Genomic DNA, 20,239 nt, shown 5'->3' on the forward strand with positions numbered 1-20,239 from the left:
ATAATTCTATACATTTTTTTAGCTTATTTTAAAGATTCATTTCGATTTTTTCTATTCTGCCATAATTACCACCATTGTCGGATGTGGCATGGTACTCAATAATTAATTGGTTCCCACCTCTAATCTTATAATTAATTTTAACAAATCCGTATGGATATTCGTATGTTAGTTGTCCGTCTTCAGTAATATCCTCCATCACTAATTCTTTTGAGAATTGATAGTCACTCATTTGAAGTAAGGTTTCTAGTTTAATTTGTTCTAATTGCAGTTCTGTCATTTCGATATGGTTCTTATAGATGGAAAGACAGGATGTAAGCACCATTAATACAAGTACAGCTAGGAACATTATATAGGGGAAAATAAACCCATTACTATTATGCATTGTTTTAGTAAAAGCTGATTTTTTTTTCATACAATTCTCCCTGTAATGTTGTGATTTTAATATGGACTCCAAAAGATGTATCTTCAATAAGCATTTCTTTAATATCCCTTAGCAATATTTCATGACCAGTTCCTTTTAGTTGTCTTCGTATTAATTGGTTGTATTGTTCTATTGTTAATATGTCACCATTAGATTGTTGAAGGGATAAGGTGGAATTATTAACGGAATAGTTTGTGGCGTTATGAAGTTCATCTGTAACAAAGTGAAAGAATTGTCTAGTAGCAAGTTCATCATAAAAAGAAGTTTGGTCTGTTAAGCTGAATATAAATGGAATCAGAGGTAGCATAATAAATAATACTGTCAGTGCAAAAAGAACTGATATAAGAGAAAAACCTTTTTCACTTTTTTGTATAACCGTAAAGGCAGAGTTCTTCTTTAACTTGTTTTGCATTATTCCAACGTGCACACCCTTTCACTAATGAACTATCTTCCGTAAATGAGACCTCGACCTTTTGGTTGTCTATGTTGATATCTTTTTTAATAGGAGTTTTGAAGTCTGTAGCTAAGACAATTTGTAATTCATCATGGAGAACTGATTGTATGTTTCGTCGCTCTTTTAAGATATGTTCTTCTATTGTTAACTGATAAAAAATAGGTGTTACCGTAAGCATGATCGTTACAAAGACACTAAAAGATGCAACTACTTCTGTTATCAGAAAACCTCTAGAGTTCATTTTCAATAATATAGCTCCTTCCTTTACCAAATGGAAAGTAAATACTATACTTCCGTGTAGGCGTTTTTACATAAAACATACCTGGTTTTTTAATGGTGCCGTTAATTGTAAAAGAGATTGGTGCTGATAGAGTATTCAAATCAACCAACCAATTTTTTGGATATTCTCGTTTAACGAGAACTTCTCCAAGGCCACCTGTTTTAATTTCATAGCTATGTTCATTTGGCAATATTGTTAAGTAGGCATTGTCTCTACTGACCATTGAGATTTGTTGTAGATATAACACATCGCTTTGAAATAGCCGGAAAAACTGGTTTGCTTGATTTTGATATAAACTATGTGACTGAAATGACAAACCTATAACTAAAAATAAAGAAACAATACTTAAAACTATTAGAGTTTCAATTAATGTAAATCCTTGTTCTTGTCTCATTATTCAATTACTACGACTTCAATCGGTTTCGTTTTATCTTCTGTCAGTTGAATTTTTTTGGTGCCATTAGCACAAGTATCTTTTTTTAAATACCCTTCACTAATTAATATAGTAACTGACTGCGGGGCAGATCCGTTATCGATTTTATATGATTGTAGTTGATTTTCTGCCATTTGTACTAAGGCATCGCAACCTTTGTTTTGAACTTGTTCATTTTTATCTGCTAAATTTGGTATCAGTAAAATTAATAATGTACTAATAATTGTTAATACAATGAGCATTTCTATTAATGTAAAAGCTTTTTCGTTTTCCATTTGAGAATTCCTCTTTTCAAATATTTTGTATAAGTTGAAACATAGGTAGCATAAGTGATAAGTAAATAAAGATAATCAATGCAGCCATTACAATGAAAAAAATTGGTTGAATTAAAGAGATTATTTTTTTCATCTTTTCTTCCATATAATTCATTAAAAATTCAGCATACATGGTTAAATCGACAACTAAATCATCATTATTTGAATTTTTTTGAAAGATGGAGGATAACTCATTTTCTAGTAAATAACAGGATGGGAGTGCAGAAGTTAGAGGGTGGCCTTTTTGTAATTCATTAATTAAGAGATCCGAATAAAAAGAGATAATAGGGATGTTTGGGTTAGCTTTTAATATGTGTAAGCTTTGTTTAAGAGAAATTCCAGCATAAAGAAGAGAGCTTAAATGGATGGAAAATAAAAAGGTTGTGTTCAGTCTTTGGAAAGTTCGTATAATTGGTATTTTTTTATAAATATTAATTTGTTCTTCAGCATCCAGTTTATCCTTCTTAACCATCCAATATAGAAAGAAACCTATAACTATGATTGATCCAACAAAAATTCCGTTAAATAATATATCTATAATAGATATAGAAATTTTGTTAAACAACGATGATTGTCCTGTTGATGAGAATAACTGTATAAAAGAAGGATATACGGAGTTCTTAACGAAATAGAGTAAGATAATAAATAACAAGAACAATACAAGTGGATACCTAGTTGATTGTTTGAATTTCTTTATGAAATCTAACTGTTGTTGTAGCATCAAACAACATTGTTTTAAGGATGTTTTCAAATCACCATGTGCCATCGCAAAATACATAAAAGATACAATTTTTTCATCAAAGTTTGCTTGAAATAATGCTTGGTTTAGTGGTTTTCCTTGCTTTAAAGTATTAGAAATAGATGAAGCTTTCTCTACCCATCTATGGTCCCATTGGATTACTTCTAATGCGTTTGTTAAGGTGTAGCCATTTTCTAATAAACGATGTAGTTGTGATAAAAACTTATGTTGTTCTTGAATTGGTAATTTTGTTCTTTTATTTTGTAAATACTTCTTCGGTCGTAAAACCGTAGGCATATGCTTTCCTCCTTAATTGTTCAAAGGAAGTAAAGGCCTCTTTAGCGCTAATCTTATTATTTTGAATGGCCTGTTTAAGCTGGTTTTTATCTAGTAACTCTAAAATGGCAGCTCTTGAGGGTAGGTGAGAGTTTGTGGTGATTGGGAGTAGCTGTAGAGATGCGACTGCAATTAAACTTTGTTCTAGGTCGGTTTTTTTTATCCCCATTTCCAGTAAGCGGTGAATAGTACCGATAGCATTCTTAGCATGAAGTGTGCTTAACACTAGGTGACCAGTATAAGATGCATGAAAAGCGAAGTGTGCCGTTTCTCTATCTCTAATTTCACCGACCATAATAATATCTGGATCATGGCGCAATGCAGCTTTTAGTCCGACATTATAGCTAACACCCGACTTTTCATTTACTTGCACCTGAAGTATATTACTTATTTCTTTTTCGATTGGATCTTCTAAAGTTATTGTTTGGAAGGAATGTTCAGTAAGAAGTGATTGAAGTAGGGCGTAAAGTGTAGTAGTCTTACCGCTCCCTGTTGGTCCGGTGAATAAAATAATTCCTGAACGATGTGTAATCCATTGTTTTATTTTACTTAATTGGTTTGGGAATAAAAATAACTGCTCTAACTGAAGTAATTCTTGTTGAGGAAGCAAACGAATGGCTAAACTTTCTTGTGAATTGACAGGAAGTGTTGATAATCGTAAGGAAAAATTGTGTTGAATTGTCTTAAAGGAGATCGTCCCATGTTGAGGTTTTCTTGTTTCACCAATATCCATTCCTGATGTGAATTTATAATAGGTGAGAAGTGTTTCATATTGGTTTAATCCAATAGTGTGGTGGGATATTCGTTTACCATGTACTCGAAAATAAATGGCTGTTTCTTTTTCAGAAGGACAAAAGTGGATATCTGATGCGGTAGCTTGGATGGCTGATAGAAGTAATTTGTTGGAAAATACTGCTGCTGGATTCAATAAATAGTTCACCTCGCTTTTTCTAGATGATACAATATTCGACAGGAAAAAAATATATCCTTCTAAAAATATAAAATATTTTCAACAAAGGAGATTTTAAATGAAAAGTATATATTTAATTGGTTTTATGGGAAGTGGCAAGACTAGTGTAGCAAAACGCTTATCAGAGGTATTGCATGTATCTCTTATTGACACAGACGACTTGATTGAAGAAACTTACCAGACAACCATTGCTAATATCTTCGCTAAAAGTGGAGAAAAAACATTTCGTGATTATGAAACAGATATTTTAAGAAAAACTCCAATAAAAGATAGGATTATATCAACAGGTGGAGGTATTATCGAGCGCCAGGAAAATATTGATTGGTTGAAGAGTAATGGTATTGTAATTTATTTGCAGACAAGTTGGCAAGAAATTGTACATAGACTAAAAGATGATTCTGCACGTCCGATTTGGAATAATGAACAGAGAGATAAGAAAAAAATGTTAGAAAAAAGAGATATAAAGTATAAAGAAACAGCAGATTACATTATTATTACGGATGGCAAAACACCTGAGATGATTGTGAATGAACTTATTACACTTATAAAATAATCAATTAAGGATAAAATAGACATATAACATAAACTGAGGTGATATTAATGTCCGGTAATGATTATATGAAATTTATGACCCAAGAGATAGTGAAGTATATGGATATGCCTCAAGAAGAAAAAAAGAAAAGAAAACAGGAAAAACATTTTCGCAAAAAACAAGAAAGCATGTCTAGTCGGTGGTTTGGATTGTTACCGTTTGCCTTTAAACTATTAGTGAAAAAGAAAAAGTAGTAGGTTCCTTAGTGGATCCTACTACTTTTTTGATTATCTGAACTAGGGGAAAGCATTATTCTGTTAGAGGTCACTTGGGATAAATAAAACAAACCACCGTTTATTACTGATAGATGAATGGTTGGTTTAAAAAGACTTTCTATGTCTTTTACTTCCTGTTCAAATCGATTTTCATAGGCTTCATCATCTGTTGTGTTGTGATAAAAATGTTCAAGTAACTTTTTTTCTTCTTGTAGATGATTCCAAGACTCTTCTGCCCAGGAATGGTCTTTATGCTGTAAATAATCTTCAAAGTAATTTATGATTCGTTGATATCCACTTTTTAGCCGTATCATCGGTGTCATCGTGTAACTAAAATCTGCAATAGATGATTGTAATCTTACTTGTTCAAGGTGATTCATCATGTCTATTTTCATTGCACCATTTATTAATTGAAGTCCCATCGAAATAATTTCGTCTTTTTTGTGTTTGCCTGTATAGCTTATTTCCATATTTATGATAAGCCAAGGAACGAGAGCGGTTCTTTGTCCGGTCTCTATTTGTTCAAAAAGTCTAGCGAATTTACCTTGGGTCGTAAGTGTATAAAATATTTGATGTAATCGTGGACTTCCAAAGTGAATCCATTCGCCTTCTTCTTCACGTCTATCTGGATTAGTAATTAAGCTCATTTTCATTGGTTCACCTGGATAACCTAGCTTTTTAACATATTGCCAGTAGAAAGGACGGTTCATGAGGAGCTCATCCATTGTATCGTTTAGTTGTATTTGTAATTTTCCATTGTGATTTTCTATTACTTCACATTCGTTTGCTGTAAAATAATCCGTGAGAAAATCATGAAGATTCGCGAGTGTCATTGAAGTCCTCCTCAGAATAATTATTTTGTGCATAGGATATGACGGAAGAGAGATTCTCTAGTTTGATTTTTGCTTCGCCCTCCGTTGCAGATTCTTGAAAAATAGATTGTATTTCTTCTTCCACATCTCCTATTTCTAATTCAGCTAAAATAGCATCTAAGTTTCCTACAACACGTTCGAAAAGTTGTATTTTTTCATATAGAAGTTTTAACACATGTTCTTCCATTGTATTTTTAATGGCAAAATTATAGATGTTTACATCGTGTTCTTGACCAAAACGATGAATTCGTCCAATCCTTTGCTCTAAGCGCATAGGATTCCAAGGAAGATCATAGTTAATCATATTGTTACAAAACTGAAGATTAATACCCTCACCACCAGCTTCCGTAGCGATTAAAACTTGAGCTTTATTTTGGAATAATTGTCTCATCCAGTCTTTTTTACCTCTTTTGAAGCCTCCTCGAAAAGGAACCGAAGAGATGCCATGTTGTTGAAGGTACAATTGTAAATAAAATTGAGTCGCTCGATATTCCGTGAAAATAATAAACTTTTCATCTGTATCTTCAATTAATTCAATTACCTTTTCAGCTTTCGCGTGATGTGGCATCTCTTCAATTAGATTTAAGAAGTTTTCAAAATCGGTTCTATTGGCTATTCCTTTATCCTGATTAAGCATTTTTTTTAGCGAAAGATAACATGCTTCCCTTGATGAACATAATTCCCGTGTATAAGTAATCGATGAAAAATTGGCGGCTTCACTAGTAATTCTTTTTAGCTCATTATATGCTTCTTGTTCTTTTTCTGAAAAATCAATGTAGATCGTTTCAACTTTCCTTTTTGTCCAATCAATTCCCGTGTCTTCCCTTCGGTTTCTAACCATTACTTTTTGAATTAATTGTTTTAAATGCGCATCATTAAATAAGTTTTTTCTGTCTCTACCAAATTGCTTCGTGAACTCTTCATAATTCCCAAGGTAACCTGGCTTAAGAATCGACACCAAATTAAAAATGTCCGATAATTTATTTTGAACAGGTGTTGCCGTTAATAATAGGCAATACTTCTTCTTCAACTTTCGTACAAATTCATAATTTTTTGTTTTATGGTTTTTTAATTTATGTGCTTCATCTATTAAAACGAAATCATATTCTTGTTCTAGAATAATGTCTCTATGAGGTTGTCTTTTTGCTGTATCAATAGAAGTAATCACTATATTGTTTTGGTCCCAAACAGGACGCTTTCTTTGTGAAATAGCTGGAATATAGAATTTTTGACTTAATTCATTAGCCCATTGATTAACCAAGGATGCTGGCACTAGAATTAAAGCTTTTTTCACTAAGCCACGAATCATGTATTCTTTTAAAATAAGACCTGCTTCGATAGTCTTACCTAAACCAACCTCATCTGCTAAAATTCCACGTCCATTCATTTCTTCAACAACTTGTTGAGCGCATTCTAGTTGGTGATTTAAGAAATTCATTTGTGGAAGACGCTTAGGTGCAGTTAATCCTTTAAAATCTTTTGTTACTGTAGCCAGGGAAGATTGATAAGACATTTTAAATATGTCCCAAGTGCTAAATGGACCATCATGATCGAGTTTAGTTTCTAGTTGGTCAATAAAGTCATAGTCACGATTAAGTTCTATATTCATATAATAATCCACCTCTTTTAAGCTGTTTTCTAAAAATTCTTAACACAAACATGTTTTGCTATGATATAATACTTTTAATTTCTTGTATGAAAAGTAGTTGTAATAGTAGTTTGGAAGTATAATCATAATTATTAGTATGTCCAGGTTTTAATAATTTAAAATAAGCGAATGATTACAAGAGGAGAGACTACTTTTGTGGCGCCGAAGGAGCAAGCAACTAATTGCGAATCTCTCAGGCAAAAAGACTTTTGTATGACGCAACTCTGGAGAATGTTTACATCACTTGTAAACTACCCAAGAAGCAAGCCTATAAGACTAGGCCAAACTTTCTGGTTCAAGGACAGGGATTTCACTAAATATTGGTGAAATCCCTGTTTTTTTATGTTAAAAATCTATTTTTGGGGTGGGAAAATGACGAATTTAAAACGTACACCTTTGTTTCCAGAGTATGAGAAACATGGAGCAAAGACGATTGATTTTGGTGGGTGGGATATGCCTGTTCATTTTGTCGGTATTAAAAAGGAACATGAAGCGACGAGAACAGCAGCAGGATTATTTGATGTATCACATATGGGAGAGATTTTTGTAGAAGGCAAAGATAGCGAACGATTTTTACAAAAAATGTTAACAAATGATGTTTCTAAGTTAACACCAAACAAGGCACAGTACACAATGATGTGCTATGAAGACGGTGGTACAATTGATGATTTGATTGTTTATAAACTTGCAGAGAATAATTTTCTTTTAGTAGTAAATGCAGCAAACACCACAAAAGACTTTGATTGGCTAGTAAAGGATAAGTATGGGGATGTTCAGATATCCGATCGTACAGCTGAGTATGTACAAATTGCAATTCAAGGTCCTAAAGCTGAAACCATTTTACAAAAACTAACAAAAACAGATTTGTCCAAGATAAGTTTTTTTAATTTTGAGTCAGAAGTGTTATTTGAAGGTATAAATCAAAATGCAATAGTGTCAAGAACAGGGTATACAGGTGAAGACGGATTTGAAATATACATAAATGCTGATTTTGGTAGCGAACTTTGGAATTTAATCTTACAAGCAGGTAAGGATATTGGGATTCAACCAATTGGATTGGGTGCTAGAGACACTTTGCGTTTTGAAGCTAACTTAGCTTTATATGGTCAAGAATTAAGTAAATCCATAACTCCGATAGAAGCAGGATTAGGATTTGCTGTCAAGACAGATAAAAAAACAGACTTTATTGGAAAAGAAGTACTTAAGCGTCAAAAAGATGAAGGTGTAAGACGAAAACTAGTTGGATTAGAAATGATTGACAAAGGCATTCCACGCCATGGTTATCGGGTGTTAGACATGGGAAGAGATATCGGGTTTATTACAACAGGTACACAGTCACCAACACTTAAAAAAAATATTGGATTAGCATTAATTGAATCCCAATATTCAAAGATAGGAACGGAATTGTTTGTTCAGGTGAGAAATAAAAAACTAAAAGCGGTTGTTATATCAACACCATTTTATAAACGCGGATAACTAGGGACGAGGGGGATTAATTATGGAATTTCGTTACTTACCAATGACAAAAGAAGACAAACAAGAAATGCTCGAGAAGGTAGGAGTTTCACGGACAGAGGATTTATTTAGTGATATTCCGAAACAAGTTCGATTAAACCGGCATTTAAATCTTCAGAAGCCAACGAGTGAATCACAATTAATGAAAGAGTTAACCAAGAAAGCTAATAAGAATGTTAATGTAAAAACGCATACATCTTTTTTAGGGGCAGGGGTGTATGATCACTATATACCGTCGATTGTTGATCATACCATATCTAGATCTGAGTTTTATACAGCTTATACACCTTACCAACCTGAAATTTCACAAGGTGAATTACAGGCAATTTTTGAATTTCAAACGATGATTTGTGAACTTACGAGTATGGATGTTGCAAATTCTTCGATGTATGATGGCCCGACAGCTCTTGCTGAAGCTGCTAACTTAAGCGCTGCACAAACGAAACGTAAAAAAATTCTTGTTTCAAAAACGGTTCATCCAGAATCGATAGAAGTTATTCATTCTTATGCCAAAGGGCAAGGAATAGAGGTAGTTGAGGTGGATCATAAAGACGGAATCACTGATATCAATGCCTTAGAAAATGAATTAAATGATGATATAGCAAGCGTGATTATCCAGTATCCTAACTTCTTTGGACAAATAGAGCCTCTTGAAAAAGTCCAACAATTAGTTGCAGATAAAAAGACAATGTTTATTGTGTCGAGTAATCCATTAGCATTAGGGTATCTTACGCCACCGGGTGAGTTTGGGGCGGATATTGTTGTAGGTGACACACAGGTATTTGGTATACCGTCTCAGTTTGGAGGTCCACATTGTGGATATTTTGCTACTACAAAAAAACTCATGCGCAAAACTCCAGGCAGACTTGTCGGCCAAACTGTTGATGAAGATGGTAGGAGAGGGTTCGTTTTAACATTACAAGCAAGGGAACAACATATCCGTAGAGATAAAGCCACTTCAAATATATGCTCAAACCAAGCGTTAAATGCTCTGGCATCTTCTGTAGCTATGAGTTCACTTGGAAAACAAGGAATTAAGCAGATGGCTTGGTTAAATATGCAAAAAGCACATTATGCTAAACGTAGATTTCAGGAAAAGGGAATGGAAGTTGTATTTAGTGGTTCCCTATTCAATGAACTGGTAATTAATGTAAAGTTCTCTGTTACAGATTTAAATAAAGCACTTTTAGAAAAGGGTTTTATTGGTGGATTTGACCTAGAACGAGTAGATAAGAATTATAGTGGCTATATGTTAGTAGCTATTACAGAAATACGTACGAAGGAAGAAATTGATGTATTTGTTGAGGAAGTAGGTGCTCATATTGGCTAATCAAGATTTTCCATTAATATTTGAACATAGTAAACCTGGTCGCACAAGTTTCAGTTTGCCAGAACTAGATGTACCGGAGGTTGATGTTGCTGAATTAATAAATGATGTGTACATTCGTAAAACTGCTCCAGAGTTACCAGAAGTTAGCGAACTTGAAATAGTAAGACACTATACAGGGTTATCGAGGAGAAACTACGGTGTAGACTCTGGATTCTATCCGTTAGGCTCTTGCACGATGAAGTATAACCCTAAGATTAACGAAGATGTTATTCGCTTAGATGGTTTCAGTCATATTCATCCATACCAAGATACTAGTACTGTCCAAGGTGCATTAGAAGTGATGTATGACTTACAGTGTTCATTAGCAGAAATTACTGGTATGGATGAAGTATCGCTTCAACCAGCGGCTGGAGCGCATGGGGAGTGGACTGGATTAATGATGATTCGTGCATTTCATGAAGCGAATGATGATTTTAATAGAACAAAAGTAATCGTTCCAGACTCTGCTCACGGTACGAATCCAGCTTCGGCTACGGTAGCTGGTTTCCAAGCCGTTACTGTGAAATCAAACGAGCGTGGCTTAGTAGATTTAGAGGACTTAAAACGTGTTGTTGGAGATGATACAGCTGCTTTAATGTTAACAAATCCTAATACGTTAGGGTTATTTGAAGAAGAAATTTTGGAAATGGCTAAAATTGTTCATGAAGCTGGTGGTAGGCTCTACTATGATGGTGCGAATTTAAATGCAATTATGGGTTATACACGACCTGGAGATATGGGATTTGATGTTGTTCATTTAAATCTGCATAAAACGTTCACTGGTCCCCATGGTGGGGGTGGACCAGGATCAGGTCCGGTTGGAGTTTCCAAAGAATTAGCGAAATTTTTACCAAAGCCTATATTGAAAAAAAATCAGAACTCCTTTGTTTTTGACTATGACCGACCAAATTCAATCGGTAGAGTAAAACCATATTACGGTAATTTTGGTATTAACGTTCGTGCTTATACGTATATACGCACAATGGGTGCAGAGGGACTGAAAAAAGTAAGTGAGTATGCGGTATTGAACGCGAATTACATGATGAGAAGTTTGCAAGACGAATACGTTTTACCTTATCCACAACATTGTAAGCATGAATTTGTTTTATCCGGCAAAACGCAAAAAAAATTAGGTGTTCGTACACTTGACATTGCTAAAAGACTGTTGGATTTTGGTTATCACCCACCTACAATCTACTTCCCATTAAATGTGGAAGAGGCAATGATGATAGAACCAACAGAGACTGAATCAAAAGAAACTTTGGATGGATTTATTAATACGATGCTCGATATAGCAAATGAAACAAAAGTGAATCCTGAGATTGTACAGGAAGCTCCATACACAACGATTGTAAAACGCATGGATGAAACAACGGCTGCAAGAAAGCCCATATTGCGTTACAAAAAGTAAATAGATGAAAAAAACACCCACTTCATTTAAAAATGAAGTGGGTGTCTCATTTAATTAATAGTTTGCTTTTTTGGACTTCTTAACTTTACCATTCCATTTCTTAAATCCACCTTTAAGCTGATTTAAGTCTTTGTAGCCTTTTTTGTTAAGAAGCATGGCAGCTCTTATTGTACGTGAACCATTCTGACAATAGAGATAGACTGGTTGATCTTTACGAAGCTCTATTAAGCGCTGACGCATTTGTGTTAGTGGAATATTCCGGGCACCTAAAATATGACCTGCTTCAAATTCTTTTGGTTCCCTTACGTCAATAAGCTGGGCTTTACGATACCCTTCACGAAACTCGTCTTCTGTTAATGTAGTTAACACCTTTTTTTGTTTGAAGTATCGATAGACGCTAAATAATATTAACACTATAACTAGTCCTATTAAAAAATATAACTCCATTGCTAATTTCCCCCGTTTATCTTTAAGTTCTGTATAGCTATTATATGACGATTATATCATTTTTTGAAAGATATTTCTTTAAGAAAATATTAGGTAGTGTAAATAGGAGGTTGGCTTTGCTTCCAAAAAGAGATTTGTCAGGATTTGTCGTAATATTGTCTTTAATAAAACATTGTTTTTATTTTCGCAAACCGAAAAAAAGTCTTAATCTAAATAAAATGAAATAGTTATCTTGAATTATCTATTAAATACATGAGAATTCGTAGATTTTTATCGTTTGACAAAATTAAGAATAATGGTTCTTTTTTCCATATGTAGTATTAATATAAATTAACTATACAATATATTGTTTTAACTCCTTGGTTTGTGTTAAATTAGAAATTATAAATAACATCATAGATTTACATAAGTGTAATCTATTTAAAAGAGGAGAGATGTTTTAAATGGGAGCTGTGACAGAAATCCAGATGGAGATTAATGTCGAAAAGTTAAATGAAGACATTAGATCGTTCCCCCAAGTCCACAAGATAACAAGTGATATGAGGTTAACTCATAAAGGCGTTTCTAGACTAGTTATGTTAGATCGTTATGCGTTTAAGGATACAGAAAAGACGACGTTGTCTGAAGGTGACTTTGTTGTTTTAACAGTTAAAGCAGACCCAAAATTCCCAGCTAGAGGGTTTGGATATGTTAAATCTATTAATTGGAAAAGTAAGCAAGCAGATATTCAAGTAGACAAAGAGTTTATTTCAGTGCTAGATAATGAAGCAGAATCAAAAACTGGAGTTGTAACTAGATCACTTGACGTGATTGATAAACCGTTAGAGATTTACTATGAGCAAATAGCACTTCGTAATGCTACTGGGTTATCTCAAGTTGAAACATCGGAAGAAAATAAGCAAGTATGGTTTGAAAAATTTTATAAAGAACTATCAAGCTTGAATTTCATTCCAGCAGGTCGTGTGCTTTATGGTGCAGGTGCAGACACAGATGTAACGTACTTTAATTGCTATGTAATGCCGTTTGTAAAAGACTCACGTGAAGGGATTTCTGATCACCGAAAGCAAGTAATGGAAATAATGAGTCGTGGCGGTGGCGTTGGCACAAACGGTTCGACACTTAGACCGAGAAATACTCTAGCTCGTGGTGTGAATGGTAAATCTTCTGGTTCTGTATCGTGGTTAGATGATGTCGCTAAGTTGACACATCTTGTAGAACAGGGTGGATCCCGTAGAGGGGCACAGATGATAATGCTTAGTGATTGGCATCCAGATATTATTGAATTTATTATTTCAAAAATGCAAAATCCAAGAATTCTTCGGTTCTTGATAGAAAATACAGAAGATGAACAAATCAAACATTTAGCTAAAGAAAAATTAAAGTTTACACCATTAACTGAAACAGAGCGTGATATGTATCAAGGAATTGTAAATTATAAAACTATTCCTGGTCTGGGAGGATTTCCAGAGCGTGCTATTAAAGAAGCAGAAGAGAAGTTAAATATCGGCGGTACTTACAGCGTACATAATGCAGAATTTTTGACTGGTGCAAATATTTCTATATGTTTAACGAAAGAATTTATGGAAGCAGTTGAGAATGATGATTATTATGATCTTCGTTTCCCCAATGTGGAAAATTATTCACAGGAAGAAATGAACTCATACAACGAAACGTGGCATGAATATGGTGACGTACGTAAGTGGGAAAAACAAGGCTATGAAGTTCGTGTTTATCGACGAATTAAAGCGAAAGAATTATGGGATTTAATAAACATTTGTGCAACATATTCTGCTGAACCTGGTATTTTCTTTATAGATAATGCCAATGACATGACCAATGCAAAAGCTTATGGTCAGCAGGTAGTTGCAACAAATCCATGTGGTAAATAGTTTGCCTCATGTAAAAAACTGCGGAATGAAGCGGGAAGGCTGAAACGCTAATCCGAACCGAAGGCTAATCTAAGATTAGTCAGGGGCAACGCATAGCAGGTGAAAAGATATAATCCTGCCACGAGGCCGCAGCATTACAAATTGAGTATCTATATAAAGGTTGTCTAGTTTATGAAAGATATTTGTAATGAATAGATATGCTGAACTTGCACGAAAAACAAGTGTAAGAATCAAAGGATAAAAAGCCTTTGAGATAACAAATTGGAACAACCTCTAGCACCATATAGTGTTTGTAATCTAGCGGCAGTAAATCTTGCATCTGTTGCAGATAAAGGGAACAAAAAAGTAGATTTTGAAAAGTTAAAACAAACAGTAGAAACTGGTGTTAGATTACAAGATAACGTAATTGACGCTACACCATATTTCCTTGAACCAAATAAAAAACAAGCTTTAGGAGAACGCCGCGTTGGGCTAGGAGTAATGGGGCTACATGATTTATTAATTTATTGTGAAACTGAATATGGTTCACCAGAAGGTAATCAACTAGTTGATAGTATTTTTGAAACTATTGCAACGACAGCGTATAGAACTTCAATAGAACTAGCTAAAGAAAAAGGTAGTTTCCCATTTCTAGTTGGAGTAACAGAAGCTGAAACAAATCAACTTCGTCATAACTTTATCAATACAGGTTACATGAAAAAGATGCCTGAAGACATACGCGAAAACATCTTGAAATATGGAATTAGAAACTCGCATTTACTAACTGTTGCACCGACTGGTAGCACAGGGACAATGGTTGGAGTTTCTACAGGGTTAGAACCTTACTTCTCGTTTTCTTATTACAGAAGTGGTAGGTTAGGTAAATTTATTGAAGTGAAAGCAGAAATAGTCCAAGAATACCTTGATAATCATCCAGAAGCAGATCCGAATAATCTACCGAAATGGTTTGTCTCTGCAATGGAGCTTGCACCTGAAGCGCATGCAGATACCCAGTGTGTTATTCAAAGATGGGTGGATAGTTCCATTTCTAAAACCGTAAACGCTCCTAGAGGGTACGCGGTTGAACAAGTAGAAGGTGTCTACCGGAGATTGTATAATGGTGGTGCCAAAGGCGGTACTGTGTACGTTGATGGAAGTCGTGATTCACAGGTATTAACTTTAAAGGCTGAAAATAATAATTTTGATGAAGAAGATGAAACAGGAACACAAGGTAATAAGCCACACGTAGTCTTAATGGATACGATTCAGGAGCTTGAGAAGACCAATGTTACAATTGGATCAGAAGTAGGAGATACGTGCCCGGTTTGTCGAAAAGGTACTGTAGAAGATATTGGTGGTTGTAACACATGTACAAATTGTAATGCCCAATTAAAATGTGGACTGTAATAGGAATTTCAGAATAAAAAGCGTGGCTTTGAAATAAAGTCGCGAAGAAGTACCTCTTTGGATATTTTTTGTCTAAAGGGGTGTTTTTTTATGTCTAAAAGAACTAGCACACCTAAAATTGATAAAGGTGTTAAATAAGGTCGTGGCTCTGAAATAGGCTCAGATTATAAGTCTTGGTTGGTTATTTTGGACGTTTCTTCACCTGGTCGTTCTACTCGATTATGACGAATTTAAAAACGTAGTCAACAGAAATTTTGTCATACTTAGAATGAAACTACTTTTATATGACGGATGACTTTGAATTTCTTACTGATATGCTAGAACAATTTCCTTTATTATCGTTGGAAGAAACCATTGGCATTGCGGATGATTTAGGTATTAAACCGGTTTTCATGGGAAATGGTGTAATTTGTACTTGACTCTATGTATAGTTTGGTTTACATTATGTATATAATAATTTACTTTATGTAAATAGGAGTGTACAGGAGGGGTGAACCATGACCTATCAAGAAAAGAAGAGCTTCGTATCACTGATCAGCACTATCATTATTTTCGGTGCTTATTGTGCCTACATGTATCCTCAGTATCCCGATGGTGTGCAGGAGTCGACGGAAACTTTTCGTTTTTGGGGTTCCTTCGTTCTCATTTTGACGTTGGTTCAAATTGTTGCACATATCGTGAACAGCATTGTTTTTAACATCATCTTCCGGATAACAACGGGAGAAAAGGAACCATCTTTTGCAGATGAAATGGATAAAATCATTGAACTGAAATCATTTAGAAATTCTTTCTTTGTGTTTGTTCTTGGTTTTCTTCTTGCCATGGGACCGTTGGTAATCGAACAGCCGTTACAGCTGATGTTCGTTATCTTAATCATCTTCGGATTTATCTCAGATGTGACCGGTTCTTTCACGAAACTTTATCATTACCGGAAAGGAGTCTAATATGAGCAAAACTCTTGTCGGCAATCATATCAGAAAATTACGCTTCAACTATGATGAAATGACCCAGCTGCAATTGGCTGACAAGGTAGGCGTAACAAGACAAACCATCGTGGCTCTAGAAAAGGGAAACTACTCCCCGTCTCTAGAACTTGCTTTTCGAATTGCTAACGCCTTTAACTTACCTTTAGAAGAGGTATTCTTTTATGGGGACAATACAAAGCAGTAAGAACTATGATTGTTATTGATTTACCGTTTATAAGTTTGTGAAAAGAGGGCGATAAAAATGGAATTAATTCTTGGCCTTTTAGTGGTTTGAACTTCAACTTTTTCTCTTAAGCCAGATTGGAGAGTAGAATGAAGATAATAACCTCGAATCTCATCCTTGGGGAGGGTTTACAGCTATGGTGGCATGGATCCTTTTCATAATCATTCAGTCGATCCATCTATATGAAAATCTTTCGTCAGTAACTACCAACGCATGGACAATTATCCATTACTTGGCCATCGGCATGTCTCTCTTTGACCTAATCTGCATTTCTACGTTTTACGTCGGGCAAGTGAAAGAAGCTGATTGGCTTGAAAATGTGCTCTGGTTTGAAAGGCCAGAGCAATCTATTTAAGGAGCTGAATTATGAAAACGAATGTCTACGATGAAGGTCAAGCCACCGATGTTCCTCAACATAATAATATAGGGAAACCTATACCTCAGAAAACCAAAGCACCGAAAAAAGCTGTATCGTCAAAGTGGATTATCGTGGCATTACTCGTGTTGAGCGTCGTTCCGATCGCGGCAGGGTCCTTCCGTCTTACTGAGCTGGCGGGCGGCGCGGAAATCACACCGGACAACGCACGCTTCTTTGCTTCACCCCTGCCGGTGGTCTTGCATATCTTGAGCGCTAGTGTATATGCCGTCCTGGGCGCGTTCCAGTTCGCAACTGGTTTCCGGCGGCGCAGGCCAGCTTGGCATCGCGCGGCCGGGCGGTTCCTGGTTCTATGCGGCCTATTGGCTGGGCTTTCAGGTCTGTGGTTGACCCTGTTCTATCCCCGCCCGGAAGGCACCGATCTCCTTTATGCATTACGGCTTCTGTTTGGAACCGGTATGGTTGTGTCCATCCTTCTCGGCTTTGCCAAGATCCTGCGAGGGGACGTAATTCGGCACCGTGCATGGATGATTAGAGGCTATGCAATTGGGCTTGGTGCTGGTACCCAAGTTCTGACCCTTTTGGGTGGGACATTAATCATTGGCCCACCGGGTGAGCTCAGCGAAGCGCTATTGATGGGTGCAGGCTGGGTGATCAACCTCGCTGTGGCCGAATGGGCTATCCGCAAACGGTCATAATAGTGTATCTGTATTTTACTGGTCTATTTATTCGTAATATTGATATTAAATTAATAAATAAACAAATCTGAGGTGGGTATAATGAAAGCTATTGTGTACTCAAGGTACGGTCCTCCTGATGTTCTTGAACTGAAACAGGTAGAAAAGCCTATTCCTAAGGATAATGAAATACTGGTAAAAGTAAAAGCGACAACTGTAACAGTAGCAGATATTCGTGCACGGAGTTTTACAGTTCCTCTTTCTGTTTGGCTGCTTGCCCGAATAGCATTGGGTTTTAGACAACCCCAAAAAAATATATTGGGAATGGAATTAGCTGGAGAAGTAGAGTCAGTAGGAAAAGATGTCAAGCGATTTAAGGAAGGTGACCAAGTATTTGCAGCTTCCTTAGTGGGTTTTGGTGCTTATGCTGAGTATAAGTGCCTACCTGAAGACGGCCCAGTATCTATTAAACCCAACAATCTATCTTTTAAGGAAGCCGCAACTATACCGATAGGGGCAAGAACAGCATTGTGTCATCTTAGAAAAGCAAACATTAAAAAGGGTCAAAAGGTTCTTGTCTATGGCGCTTCTGGAAGTGTAGGGAGCTATGCAGTACAAATTGCCAAGTGTTTTGGAGCAATAGTTACAGGGGTATGTAGCACAAAGAATTTAGAATTGGTAAAATCTCTAGGAGCCGATAAGGTAGTTGATTACACTAGTGAAGATTTTTCAAGTAAAGGGGAGAATTATGATGTTATCTTTGAAGCGGTAGACAAGAGTTCCTTTTCAGCTTGTATGAAATCGCTAAAGAAGGATGGAACCTATATAAATGTTTCTGTACAGGTACCAGGTGTAAGAATCCTATGGACTAAAATGACAAGCAGCAGGAAAATAATTTTGGGTCGAAATTCACCTGAAAATTCTAAAGCACTAAACTTCCTCAAAGAACTTGTTGAGGCGGGAAAGTTAAAAGTGGTCATTGATAGGTACTATGAGCTTGAAGAAATAGTAGAAGCACATAGGTATGTCGAGAAAGGACACAAGAGAGGAAATGTCGTTATTAATGTGGAACATAAACACTAATCTAAGGTGTATTAAAAACATACCTCTTGAAGAATATCTAGATGGTGTTAATTGGTGTACCCGTCTATTAAAAAGTAAGATTTGTAAAGCTGCAAGAAGACGACTAATATAGTCGTCTTTTTCCTATATGGACAAGGAATTAGCTTGTCTCATAAAGTATTTTGGTGTATCCTTTTTATGATAAGAAAAAAGCGGAATGAAATGGAGGCGCAATATGCCAACACCCAGTATGGAAGATTATATTGAACAAATATACATGTTAATCGAAGCAAAAGGATATGCAAGAGTATCTGATATAGCAGAAGCACTTCAAGTACATCCTTCCTCCGTAACGAAGATGGTTCAAAAACTTGATAAAGATGAATATTTAAATTACGAAAAATATAGAGGATTAATCTTAACTCCTCAAGGTAAAAAAATTGGAAAACGTTTAGTATATCGCCATGAATTATTGGAGCAGTTTCTAGAACTAATTGGTGTAGATAAAGAAAATATTTATGAGGACGTAGAAGGAATTGAACATCATCTAAGTTGGAATTCAATTGATCGAATTGGTGATTTAGTCCTATATTTAGAGAACAACCCGAATCGGGTAGAGGAACTAAAAGAAATACATAAAAAAAACGAACAATAAAAGTCTCGCCAATGCGAGGCTTTTTTTGTAGGAATAAATTTAGTGGGAATTTGTCGCGCGATTATTTGGTATCAAACAGGTTTTCAGAGAAGATATTCCAACACATGGATAATAAAAGTTTATTAGTTATAATTTTGTACCCCCTTTACTTGTTCATTGATTAAACTAGTTTAATCACAAGAGAAGTATAGAATTTTCCATTTCTTATGACATAATAAATATAGTTAAAGTAACCATAGATATAACTCATTTTAGGGGGAATATAATGATTTTCTTTGATATTGACGGAACTTTACTTGACCATACACTTGCAGAAAGACAAGGAGCACTTGATTTCTATCATAGATTTGCAGATGAGTTCATTTATTCAGAGAGTCAATTTGTGAAAAAGTGGAATGACCTATCTACTAAGCATTTTCAATTGTTTTTAGATAACAAATTAACTTTTCAACAACAGCGCCAAATGAGAATGAAGCAATTATTTAAACATAAACAGTTAACCGATTCCGATGCAGATGCAATGTTTGCTGTATATGTATCCTTGTATAAAAATAATTGGGTGATTTATAAAGATGTTATTTCTTGTCTGGAAAGTTTTAAAAAACAAGGTGTATCTTTAGGGATAATTAGCAACGGTGATTTCTCTCAGCAAAAAGAAAAGTTAGATAACATAGGTGTATTAGATTACTTTTCTGTAATAATAACTTCCAGTCAAGTAGGAGAAGCAAAGCCTAGTCTGAACATTTTTACAGAAGCAGCATCACAAGCTAATTTTAGGGTTGAAGACTGTTACTATATTGGGGATAACCTAAATGTAGATGCAATCGCAGCTTGTCACGCGGGTATGCAAGGTATTTGGATCAATAGGCTAAATGGGAATAAATCAAGCCAAATAAAAACAATAAGTAGCCTTATTGAACTAGATGAGATTATATAAAAATAAAAAAAGTAGTTGTAACATAGATAATA

21 protein-coding genes, 2 pseudogenes and 1 riboswitch are annotated in these 20,239 nt (G+C 35.3%); of the genes and pseudogenes, 13 read left to right on the top strand and 10 right to left on the bottom strand.

What is annotated here, in order from left to right; translation table 11 throughout:
- Window positions 1-28: 28 nt before the first annotated feature.
- Genes QQS35_RS14020 through comGA form a run of 7 tightly spaced genes read right to left on the bottom strand, consistent with a single transcriptional unit; the run spans window position 29 to window position 3,905 of the window.
- Window positions 29-412 (bottom strand): hypothetical protein, encoded by a 384-nt coding sequence (locus QQS35_RS14020; protein ID WP_285932838.1) that lies wholly within the window; start codon window positions 410-412, stop codon window positions 29-31.
- Window positions 387-833, bottom strand: a complete 447-nt coding sequence (gene comGF / locus QQS35_RS14025; protein WP_285932839.1) for a competence type IV pilus minor pilin ComGF — start codon at window positions 831-833, stop codon at window positions 387-389. The genes QQS35_RS14020 and comGF overlap by 26 nt, the downstream gene beginning before the upstream one ends.
- Window positions 781-1,122 (bottom strand): hypothetical protein, encoded by a 342-nt coding sequence (locus QQS35_RS14030; protein ID WP_285932840.1) that lies wholly within the window; start codon window positions 1,120-1,122, stop codon window positions 781-783. The genes comGF and QQS35_RS14030 overlap by 53 nt, the downstream gene beginning before the upstream one ends.
- Window positions 1,106-1,549, bottom strand: coding sequence for a competence type IV pilus minor pilin ComGD (gene comGD, locus QQS35_RS14035; RefSeq protein WP_285932841.1), 444 nt, complete (start codon window positions 1,547-1,549; stop codon window positions 1,106-1,108). Before comGD ends, QQS35_RS14030 begins: the two co-directional genes overlap by 17 nt.
- Window positions 1,549-1,863, bottom strand: coding sequence for a competence type IV pilus major pilin ComGC (comGC, locus tag QQS35_RS14040; protein ID WP_285932842.1), 315 nt, complete (start codon window positions 1,861-1,863; stop codon window positions 1,549-1,551). The genes comGD and comGC overlap by 1 nt, the downstream gene beginning before the upstream one ends.
- Before the next feature lie 16 nt (window positions 1,864-1,879).
- Window positions 1,880-2,938: a competence type IV pilus assembly protein ComGB gene (gene comGB, locus QQS35_RS14045; protein ID WP_285932843.1), complete on the bottom strand. Its 1,059-nt coding sequence runs from the start codon at window positions 2,936-2,938 to the stop codon at window positions 1,880-1,882.
- A complete protein-coding gene (gene comGA / locus QQS35_RS14050) occupies window positions 2,898-3,905 on the bottom strand; it encodes a competence type IV pilus ATPase ComGA (protein WP_285932844.1) in 1,008 nt (335 codons plus the stop codon). Before comGA ends, comGB begins: the two co-directional genes overlap by 41 nt.
- A 100-nt stretch (window positions 3,906-4,005) precedes the next feature.
- Between comGA and QQS35_RS14055 the strand changes: the two genes are divergently transcribed.
- Both QQS35_RS14055 and QQS35_RS14060 read left to right on the top strand, forming a co-directional pair.
- The gene (locus QQS35_RS14055) at window positions 4,006-4,500 is read left to right on the top strand and encodes a shikimate kinase (protein WP_285932845.1); all 495 of its coding nucleotides are present in this window, start codon (window positions 4,006-4,008) and stop codon (window positions 4,498-4,500) included.
- 47 nt (window positions 4,501-4,547) lie between these two features.
- Complete coding sequence (locus QQS35_RS14060) at window positions 4,548-4,733, top strand: YqzE family protein (protein ID WP_285932846.1); 186 nt, start codon at window positions 4,548-4,550, stop codon at window positions 4,731-4,733.
- A gap of 8 nt (window positions 4,734-4,741) precedes the next feature.
- Here the strand turns inward: QQS35_RS14060 and QQS35_RS14065 are convergent, their stop codons facing one another.
- Together QQS35_RS14065 and QQS35_RS14070 are read right to left on the bottom strand one after the other, a co-directional pair.
- On the bottom strand, window positions 4,742-5,587 hold the full coding sequence (locus QQS35_RS14065) for a YqhG family protein (RefSeq protein WP_285932847.1): 846 nt from the start codon (window positions 5,585-5,587) through the stop codon (window positions 4,742-4,744).
- Window positions 5,565-7,235, bottom strand: a complete 1,671-nt coding sequence (locus QQS35_RS14070; protein WP_285932848.1) for a DEAD/DEAH box helicase — start codon at window positions 7,233-7,235, stop codon at window positions 5,565-5,567. Before QQS35_RS14070 ends, QQS35_RS14065 begins: the two co-directional genes overlap by 23 nt.
- A 168-nt stretch (window positions 7,236-7,403) precedes the next feature.
- Window positions 7,404-7,493, top strand: a riboswitch (glycine riboswitch).
- Between the two features lie 153 nt (window positions 7,494-7,646).
- On the opposite strand from QQS35_RS14070, the gene gcvT reads away from it, so the two are divergent.
- Genes gcvT through gcvPB form a run of 3 tightly spaced genes read left to right on the top strand, consistent with a single transcriptional unit; the run spans window position 7,647 to window position 11,569 of the window.
- Complete coding sequence (gcvT, locus tag QQS35_RS14075; protein ID WP_285932849.1) at window positions 7,647-8,750, top strand: glycine cleavage system aminomethyltransferase GcvT; 1,104 nt, start codon at window positions 7,647-7,649, stop codon at window positions 8,748-8,750.
- 22 nt (window positions 8,751-8,772) lie between these two features.
- Window positions 8,773-10,119: an aminomethyl-transferring glycine dehydrogenase subunit GcvPA gene (gcvPA, locus tag QQS35_RS14080; RefSeq protein WP_285932850.1), complete on the top strand. Its 1,347-nt coding sequence runs from the start codon at window positions 8,773-8,775 to the stop codon at window positions 10,117-10,119.
- Window positions 10,112-11,569, top strand: a complete 1,458-nt coding sequence (gcvPB, locus tag QQS35_RS14085; RefSeq protein WP_285932851.1) for an aminomethyl-transferring glycine dehydrogenase subunit GcvPB — start codon at window positions 10,112-10,114, stop codon at window positions 11,567-11,569. The genes gcvPA and gcvPB overlap by 8 nt, the downstream gene beginning before the upstream one ends.
- A 54-nt stretch (window positions 11,570-11,623) precedes the next feature.
- Here gcvPB and QQS35_RS14090 read toward each other — a convergent pair whose 3' ends face one another.
- The gene (locus QQS35_RS14090; protein ID WP_285932852.1) at window positions 11,624-12,016 is read right to left on the bottom strand and encodes a rhodanese-like domain-containing protein; all 393 of its coding nucleotides are present in this window, start codon (window positions 12,014-12,016) and stop codon (window positions 11,624-11,626) included.
- A 443-nt stretch (window positions 12,017-12,459) separates the two neighbouring features.
- Here QQS35_RS14090 and QQS35_RS14095 point away from each other — a divergent pair.
- The 8 genes and pseudogenes from QQS35_RS14095 to QQS35_RS14130 form a co-directional block, all read left to right on the top strand.
- Window positions 12,460-13,899, top strand: a pseudogene (locus QQS35_RS14095) (vitamin B12-dependent ribonucleotide reductase); the annotation flags it as partial.
- Window positions 13,900-14,169: 270 nt separating this feature from the next.
- Window positions 14,170-15,291, top strand: a pseudogene (locus tag QQS35_RS14100) (vitamin B12-dependent ribonucleotide reductase); the annotation flags it as partial.
- A gap of 497 nt (window positions 15,292-15,788) precedes the next feature.
- Complete coding sequence (locus tag QQS35_RS14105; protein ID WP_285932853.1) at window positions 15,789-16,235, top strand: hypothetical protein; 447 nt, start codon at window positions 15,789-15,791, stop codon at window positions 16,233-16,235.
- Window position 16,236: 1 nt separating this feature from the next.
- On the top strand, window positions 16,237-16,461 hold the full coding sequence (locus tag QQS35_RS14110; RefSeq protein WP_285932854.1) for a helix-turn-helix transcriptional regulator: 225 nt from the start codon (window positions 16,237-16,239) through the stop codon (window positions 16,459-16,461).
- Between the two features lie 405 nt (window positions 16,462-16,866).
- A complete protein-coding gene (locus tag QQS35_RS14115; RefSeq protein ID WP_285932855.1) occupies window positions 16,867-17,574 on the top strand; it encodes a DUF2306 domain-containing protein in 708 nt (235 codons plus the stop codon).
- Window positions 17,575-17,655: 81 nt separating this feature from the next.
- Window positions 17,656-18,636, top strand: a complete 981-nt coding sequence (locus QQS35_RS14120) for an NAD(P)-dependent alcohol dehydrogenase (protein WP_285932856.1) — start codon at window positions 17,656-17,658, stop codon at window positions 18,634-18,636.
- A gap of 214 nt (window positions 18,637-18,850) precedes the next feature.
- Window positions 18,851-19,270, top strand: a complete 420-nt coding sequence (mntR, locus tag QQS35_RS14125) for a transcriptional regulator MntR (protein ID WP_285932857.1) — start codon at window positions 18,851-18,853, stop codon at window positions 19,268-19,270.
- A gap of 265 nt (window positions 19,271-19,535) precedes the next feature.
- Window positions 19,536-20,207, top strand: coding sequence for an HAD family hydrolase (locus QQS35_RS14130; protein ID WP_285932858.1), 672 nt, complete (start codon window positions 19,536-19,538; stop codon window positions 20,205-20,207).
- Window positions 20,208-20,239: the final 32 nt, after the last annotated feature.

Source organism: Aquibacillus rhizosphaerae, assembly GCF_030282825.1.
Classification (GTDB): domain Bacteria; phylum Bacillota; class Bacilli; order Bacillales; family Amphibacillaceae; genus Aquibacillus_C; species Aquibacillus_C rhizosphaerae.